The organism is Candidatus Chlamydia corallus, from assembly GCF_002817655.1.
In the GTDB taxonomy this organism is placed as follows: Bacteria; Chlamydiota; Chlamydiia; order Chlamydiales; family Chlamydiaceae; genus Chlamydia; species Chlamydia corallus.
In genome coordinates this window covers 1-7,522 of the sequence record NZ_CM008979.1, presented here as the reverse complement: position 1 = coordinate 7,522, position 7,522 = coordinate 1, and the positions used below count along the sequence as shown (strand labels likewise).

The window sequence follows — 7,522 nt, the reverse complement described above, 5'->3', positions numbered from 1 at the left end:
AACTTTAGGTGGTAGACCTTGCAACTTTAGGTGGTAGACTTTTCAATGAAAAACACTTAGACTCCGCAAATCTTGTATGCAAAGTAATACTAGGACTAAGTATGAGTAATTTAAATCATTGTCATAGAAGTAGATTGTTCTTAACGATCGCTGAAGCTGCAAATGTTTGGTTAGCAACTTTATCTCCAATTACTAGTAAAAATTATGCTTCTGGGATCAAATTTTTAGTTTCTAATGGTGTTATAGATCCATCGATCAAACTAGAAGATTGGATTTCCATAGATCATTCTGAAGCATTATGTAGAATTAAATCTCTGTCTTGTTCTCTTACTGGAAAGTCTATATCAGAAGCTTCTAAACAGGCTAGGGCAGCTTGTTATATTTCATTTACTAAATTTTTATACCGTTTAACTAAAGGAGTTATTAAACAGGCTTCTCCAGTTAGGGACTTTGGTAACGCAACATTTTATAAGATTCGCGACAAAGTAAAAACAGAGTTTATTTCGAAACGAGAATGGTTGTTGTTTTTTGATTCTTTAAAAAAAAGAAGTTACAGAGATTATTTAATCGGAAAACTTATATTACAGGGGGTTAGGAAACTTTCAGAAGTTATATCTCTTCGTACTGAAGATATTTCATTTGGAAATAATCAAATATTTTTCAAGGTAAAGAAGAGACAAAATAGAATCCGAGAAGTGAAAGTCACTTATCCAACTCTTTTGATGAATGAATTAAAAGAGTACCTTGGGAAAAGGGAGGGATGGGTTTTTGTTTCTGATTCTTCAGAGGGACATCGAGTTTGCGTTAATCAGATATATTATTATTTTAAGTTAGCTGAAAGTGATATACAGCTTCCAATTAAAGTTACTCCACATGTCTTACGTGCAAGTGCACTGGCATATTTGAAAAGAACAGGTTTTTCTGATGTGGATATTATGAGGATTTCGTGCTTGTCTTCTCATGAAATGATTTCAGCTTATGATTTATACAGTGAAGAGAACTTAACAGCACAGCTGCCCTTTATATTTTGATATAATTTTAATTATATTATTTTTGTTCCAAACTGCCCCGATAGATTTTATCCCAACAAAGTTAACACTTTGTTGTTAGATTAGAATGATTTTTTTTGATGCATTTTCGGATCGCCTAGATTTATCATAAGCGTAAATCATTTTTGATGATGAATGACCTGTCACTTTCATTATATCTGAATCAGAACAACCAAGTCGTTTGTATTCAGTTACTGCTGTAGCACGTAAGACATGTGGAGTAACTTTAAAACTAATGTTTGCTAATTTTCCTGCTTTGGCAAAAGTATTGGCTATTTGTTTTAGTCCAACAGCTTTATTTTTTTTTGTTACGAACAGCAAACCACTTCGGAAGTTTATGTAATCACTTAATTTATTCATAAACCATTGAGGATATGTAATGATTGTTGTTTTTTCTAAACCCTTGTTTTTGGTTTGAGAAAAAGAAATAGTTCCGTCTTGGAATGAGATTTTATCTATTGTTAGGTTAAGCACTTCATTAACTCGTTTTGCTCCTTGTAGAATTGTTAAAGCAATCATCCAATCTCTATAGTTGATTGATTTCAGTTGTTCTAAGAATGCCTGTTTTTGAAGGTCTTCCATAGCATTGGTTTTAACTAAATCTCTTACTTTATAAAACGTTTTGTTGGTTTCTTGTTGAGATGGTTGAGCTATAGGTATAAGACCAGCAGTTTCTCTATTCAAGAACTTTGTAAGTGATATATAACAAGCTGCTCTTACTTGTTTTGTTCCTTCGCACCACGAAGCTATTTTTGAAGGGATTCTTTTAATGGTATCTATAATAACGTTATGATTAACCATCGAAAACTCTTGTAAAGATATATCCAGGGATAAAAGTCCTATTCGACTTAAGGCCAAAATAGATCCTTTATATGATCTTGCTGTATGGGCATTTAAAGAGGAAATCCAAATAAAAACAGCCTCTCTTAAAGTAACTTTTTTCAGTTCATTCCAGATATATTCCACTTTTGCTTGTGTTGCTTGAGAGTGGGTTAATGTGTTCGTAGATAGGTTATCAAAAATATGATTTGACCCGTGTTGTGGTGAATTGTCTTTACGCACAAGAAGCCTAATGCTATAAAAAGTTAAGTTATACCTGATTATTTCCATAATCAGGTATAAAATTGTGCTTTTTAATACCCAAAAATTTTCGGTAATACTTATATGAACGTCTCTCAACTGGAGAAAGAGTATTTAGATATTGAATTTGTAATACTAGGACAAGCTGTTAATTATACAGAAAGTGCTAAATCTGTCGTATCACGTTTGACTGAGGAACATTTCTCTGCATCGATTCATAAGAAAATATTTTTTTTTATTAAAACTCTCTTAAATGATCGTGGCACTGTTTCTATAGCTTTAATTTGGGAAGAAATAAAAAAACAAAACTATGATAGGTGTTTAGATGTTTCTTATATCGTGCAAATGTCACAGAATGCCGATATTCACATAGACCTAGATCATCACATTGACTTTCTTCATGAGAAAAGAAGTAATGATTTGTTAAAAGAGTTTTTGGATACGTCTTATAGTGATTTTAATAAGTATCCAAATAGACGATCTCCTCTTACTTTAATAGATCAATTCAAAGAACACCTAGACTCTATTCACAACAAAATAGTTTCACCTAAACATCAATTTATAGGTCGTAGTATTTGTGAAATTATAAAAGGAGACGAAAAAACAGAGGGAGTTTTAACTAAAATACGTTTGAAACATACGTATAGATTGAAAAATGAAAAAGATTACATTGATGGGCTTCCTACTGGTTATCCATCAATAGATGAACACAGTACTTTATTATGTAATGGGAATTTCATTGTAATAGCTGCACGTCCTGCTATGGGTAAAACAGCTTTTGCTATAGATGTAGCTTTATATTTAGCTATAAATGAGAAAAGCTCAATAGGATTTATATCATTAGAAATGGGGTCTCATCAGATTGTAGAGAGAATTATTTCAAATTTAAGTGAGATATCTTGCGAACAGTTAAGAAGGGGAAATTTTTCTGGAGAAATTTTATCAAAAATTGAAAAAATTAGCGTAGATCTTCAATCCTCTCATTTTTTTATTTGTGATAAAAATTGTTCTGAAATCAATTCTTTAATCAATCAAGCAAAAGCGCTCAAACACTTGTATGGTATAGATATTTTATTTATAGACTATTTACAGCTTATAGAAACAGATGGACGTTCTGAAAATAGACAAAATGAAATAGCATCTATTTCAAGAAAACTACGTATCTTATCTGTGGATCTTGAAATACCAATAGTCTGTTTATCCCAGTTATCGAGAAAGGTTGAAGACCGGGGAGATAAACGTCCGTTGTTATCAGATCTGAGAGACAGCGGTCAAATAGAACAAGATGCTGATGCAATATTGTTTTTATACAGAAAGGACTACTATTCTCAAGAATCCACAAAAGGGTTAACAGAAGTAATTATAGGAAAGAACAGACATGGATCTATATTTTCGACCCATCTAATGTTTAATTCTTCGTTCGGAAAATTCTACTCCCAAAAAGAAGCATGGTAAAAACAGACCACCGTGTAATTAAAAGTTCTCTGCATTTAGAAAGTCAGAAATTTGGCCGAAAACCGTTGTCGTCTTTTGATGCAGAATCAAAAATAGAAGTTATAGGACTAGATTTACAAACGTCGCATTACCATGCTTTAGCTGCGATTCAAAAGTTGCTATCAGTAACAAACTATAGAGGGAACGCTGAAGGATCCTATCTTTCTAGAGAAACAAATACATTTAAATTTGAAGGAATAATCCCACGTATAAAGTTTAGCAGATCACAATACTTAGAAGCTTATGGAGTTAAGAAGTATAAAACTGCAAGAAATAAATATGAATTTGGTGGTAAAGAAGCTCTAATTTCATTGGAAGCCTTATATCATCTAGGAAATCAACCTTATCTTATTGTAGCAACAAGAAAAAGATGGAACAAAAGAGAGGAGGTTGTAGACCGTTATCAGACATTTTCCCCAATATTAAGAATTTGCGAAGGATGGGAAGGTCTGACTCCAAAAGAAAATAAAGCTTTAGATGAAGGACCTTTTATTAATTTGGTTTCAACTAAACATAAAGGTTTTATCATAGAACCATGTCCTATTATTGTAGATCAAATTGACTCATATTTTGTTTTGAAACCAGCAAATATGTATCAGGAAATCAAGTTGCGATTCCCAAATGCATCTAAATTCACCTATACATTTCTTGATTGGATTGTTAGCACAGCAACAAGAAAAAAAATGAATAATCCGACAACCAAAGATTGGCCAGATAAACTTGAAATAGGATTCGAAAATCTGTCTTATATTTTGAGAATGAATAGATATATTACATCCAGGAACTGGAAAAAAATTGAAACTGCCATTAATCGATGCATAGAAATTGCCATTGAATTGAAGTGGCTAACAAAACACGAAAGAATCCAAGGTAAAACAATATCAAAAAAAGAAGTGTTTTTCTTAAATAAAACAAAATTTCAACAAATATCAACGAACAATATAATAGAAAAAGAAAAAGAAACAAAATTAATTATTGCTACTGAAAATTGAATTAATTAAAAACTTAAAATAAAAAGAGTTTTTAATTATGGGTAATTCAGGTTTCTATTTACAAGACACTCAAAACAGTATTTTTGCAGATAACATTCGTCTTGGTCAGATGACCAATGTTCTTAAAAAAGACGAGATCATTATAGGCACAGATACGACTCCAACAGTAACGAAATTTAGTGGTGACAAAGGAATTGTAGTTACTACAAATTCAGGCACGATACCTTCTAGCACCACTTTCTCTCTGGATATGGAAACTGTAATCAAAGAAGTATCTGATAAAATACTAAATCAAATTGAAGACGAATTAGTTAAAGATATAATCAAAAACATAACTCAAAGTCTAATAGAAGAAGTAATTAAGCAAATACAAATCGACCCTTCTTTCTCATATTCTAGGGAATTCAAAGACGTTAATATATCTAAAAGAATTCAATGTAATGGTTTATTCACAAAAGAGAATATAGAAAATCTGGATGGAGGAACAGAAATAGCATTGTTTTCAGCAACACCAGACAATGCTGATAGCATGTTCTTAATTTGCGCAGATATTATAGCTACACGAATGGAAGGAACTGTAGTCTTAGCTTTGGTTAAAGAAGGAGATACATCTCCTTGTGCTATTAGCTATGGCTACTCAGCTGGTTATCCGAACGTAATTTCTCTAAGGGCTACTGTAGTGAACAAAACAACAGTTCCAGTCAAATTCTCTTTGAGAGCAGGTGGGATGGACAGTGGTGTTGTATGGATAAATGCCATGCCAAACGGAGAAAAAATTTTAGGAGTTGATACGGTTTCAAAAATTACTGTTTTAGAAGTAAAACCACAAACAAATGGTTAATTAAAAAAATAGAATCGGTTTCTCAATATATTTTTATTGTTAAATTTTTATCAAATTTTTATATAAACGATACAGAGCTACTTACTGGAGAGATTATGAATAACAGACAAAACACCAATGATTTTATCAGAATTGTGAAAGATGTTGAGAAAGCATTTCCAGAATTAGATATCAAAGTGAAAATAAATAAAGAAAAAGTTACTTTTCTAAATTCTCCAACAGAGCTTTACCATAAAAGTATTTCTATTATACTCAACTTGCTAAACAGCATTGAATCATCTTTAAACCTCTTCCCTGACTCTCCAGTAGTTGAAGAATTAGAAAACAACAATCTAAAGCTAAAAAAAGCTTTGATTATGCTCATTCTATCAAGAAAAGACATGTTCTCAAAAACAGAATAAAATAACATTTACTCTAACGTTGGAGTATTTGTGAAAACAATAGCATTTTGCTCATTTAAAGGAGGGACTGGTAAGACTACCTTATCTCTCAATGTCGGTTGCAATTTAGCGCAATTTAGCAACAAAAAGGTTTTGCTTGTGGATTTAGATCCACAAGCAAACCTTACCACTGGTTTAGGTATACAATCTTGCTGTGATTCTAATCTGAGTGATATTTTTAGAAGTTCTGGAAACATAAAAGATATTATTCAGACAACAAAAATAAATAACTTACATATAATATCTTCTAATATCCTCATAGAGGAGTTTCGAGAACTAAGTAGAGATAGCGTACTAAATACAAGTAATTTGCATTCATCTTTACAGCTTATTGAATGCAACTACGATGTATGCATTTTGGATACTCCACCAAGTTTAGGTACACTAACTCAAGAAGCTTTTATTGCATCTGATCATTTGGTTGTTTGTCTTACTCCTGAGCCATTTTCTATATTAGGACTACAGAAAATTAAAGAATTTTGTTCTATGTTACCTATGGAACAAGATTTAACAGTATTAGGAATAGTTTTCTCGTTTTGGGATGATAGAAATTCAACGAATTCAACCTACTTAAACATCATAGAATCTATCTACGAAGGAAAAGTATTATCTAGTAAAGTGCGAAGAGACATAGCATTAAGTAGATCTCTTTTAAAAGAAACATCCGTAGCTAACGCATACCCTAATTCTAGAGCAAGTAATGATATACTCCGTTTAACAGAGGAAATAGAAAGCAAACTATTTAATAAAGAATGTCTATCCAGGAAATATTGTGAGTAAGTTAGTCAAAGAAGCATCCATTTTCTTCCAAAAAAATAAAAAAAATACAGAAGAGGAATTTCAAAAGAAAGAGATAACTAAAGATGTGTTTTCGGTATCGCTTACTCTTTCAGAAGTGAATCGTTTGGATAGTCTTTTCAGCAAGTATTCTTTTGAAGATAGAAAGAAAGACGTTTTCTTTTCTATTAAGACACTTACCTGTCAGATAAAATCTATTCAGAAACAACATGTTTTACTCATTGGTGAGAAAATATATAAGGTTAGAGAGTTGCTTAAGACAATAGAGTCATCTGACACAACGTTCTCATCATGGATAAGCCTAGTATTCTCTACAAAATCATCGGCATATAATGCTTTGGCATACTACGAATTGTTTACCTATCTCCCCAGCAAGACTGAGCAACTTTTACTCCAATCCATTCCATATAAGGCTGCTTATTTATTGGCTTCTCGAAAAGGATCGATTGAAAGAAAATTAGAAGTAATGAAAAAAATAACTGGTTTGCCAAACACGTCTGCCATTTCTATCTTAAACAAATACCTTCCACCTTCGAGAGAAATTAGTCTTTCGCATGCGTATGAATCAGATGAAGCAGTTAACAAGATTATTTCGGAGAAACTTTTAGATTTATTAAGACTTGTTTCTTCTAAAGTTCAGCTGTCAGAGTACAATTTAAACCTAATAAAGCAACTATTCGATAACATAGCCCTTAAATAAGCTTTGGAGTTGACCCCAAAGCAGCAAAAGTATTTAAAATACTTTTAAAATATTTTAGAACTAGAAAACACAGAGGTGTTTTGCAACTTTAGGTGGTAGACCTTGCAACTTTAGGTGGTAGACCTTGC

Annotated in this window: 8 protein-coding genes; 7 read left to right on the top strand and 1 reads right to left on the bottom strand. The window is 32.0% G+C overall.

From position 1 onward, the window contains the following. The first annotated feature begins 101 nt into the window (after positions 1–101). Positions 102–1,031, top strand: a complete 930-nt coding sequence (locus CMV32_RS00040; RefSeq protein ID WP_192940623.1) for a tyrosine-type recombinase/integrase — start codon at positions 102–104, stop codon at positions 1,029–1,031. 75 nt (positions 1,032–1,106) lie between these two features. Here CMV32_RS00040 and CMV32_RS00035 read toward each other — a convergent pair whose 3' ends face one another. Continuing rightward, entirely contained in the window at positions 1,107–2,111 is a 1,005-nt protein-coding gene (locus tag CMV32_RS00035; protein ID WP_100933925.1) for a tyrosine-type recombinase/integrase, read from the bottom strand. A gap of 102 nt (positions 2,112–2,213) precedes the next feature. On the opposite strand from CMV32_RS00035, the gene CMV32_RS00030 reads away from it, so the two are divergent. From CMV32_RS00030 to CMV32_RS00005, 6 genes are all read left to right on the top strand, one after another. Further along, on the top strand, positions 2,214–3,584 hold the full coding sequence (locus CMV32_RS00030) for a replicative DNA helicase (protein WP_100933924.1): 1,371 nt from the start codon (positions 2,214–2,216) through the stop codon (positions 3,582–3,584). Next, positions 3,578–4,615 carry a virulence factor gene (locus CMV32_RS00025; RefSeq protein ID WP_100933923.1) on the top strand — a complete coding sequence of 346 codons (1,038 nt, stop codon included), beginning with the start codon at positions 3,578–3,580 and terminating at the stop codon, positions 4,613–4,615. The genes CMV32_RS00030 and CMV32_RS00025 overlap by 7 nt, the downstream gene beginning before the upstream one ends. A gap of 37 nt (positions 4,616–4,652) precedes the next feature. Further along, a complete protein-coding gene (pgp3, locus tag CMV32_RS00020) occupies positions 4,653–5,456 on the top strand; it encodes a virulence factor Pgp3 (protein WP_100933922.1) in 804 nt (267 codons plus the stop codon). Between the two features lie 95 nt (positions 5,457–5,551). After that, positions 5,552–5,857 (top strand): virulence factor, encoded by a 306-nt coding sequence (locus tag CMV32_RS00015; RefSeq protein WP_100933921.1) that lies wholly within the window; start codon positions 5,552–5,554, stop codon positions 5,855–5,857. A 30-nt stretch (positions 5,858–5,887) separates the two neighbouring features. Beyond that, on the top strand, positions 5,888–6,676 hold the full coding sequence (locus CMV32_RS00010) for a ParA family protein (RefSeq protein ID WP_100933920.1): 789 nt from the start codon (positions 5,888–5,890) through the stop codon (positions 6,674–6,676). Continuing rightward, positions 6,669–7,394, top strand: a complete 726-nt coding sequence (locus tag CMV32_RS00005; protein ID WP_100933919.1) for a CT583 family protein — start codon at positions 6,669–6,671, stop codon at positions 7,392–7,394. The genes CMV32_RS00010 and CMV32_RS00005 overlap by 8 nt, the downstream gene beginning before the upstream one ends. Positions 7,395–7,522 lie beyond the last annotated feature (128 nt).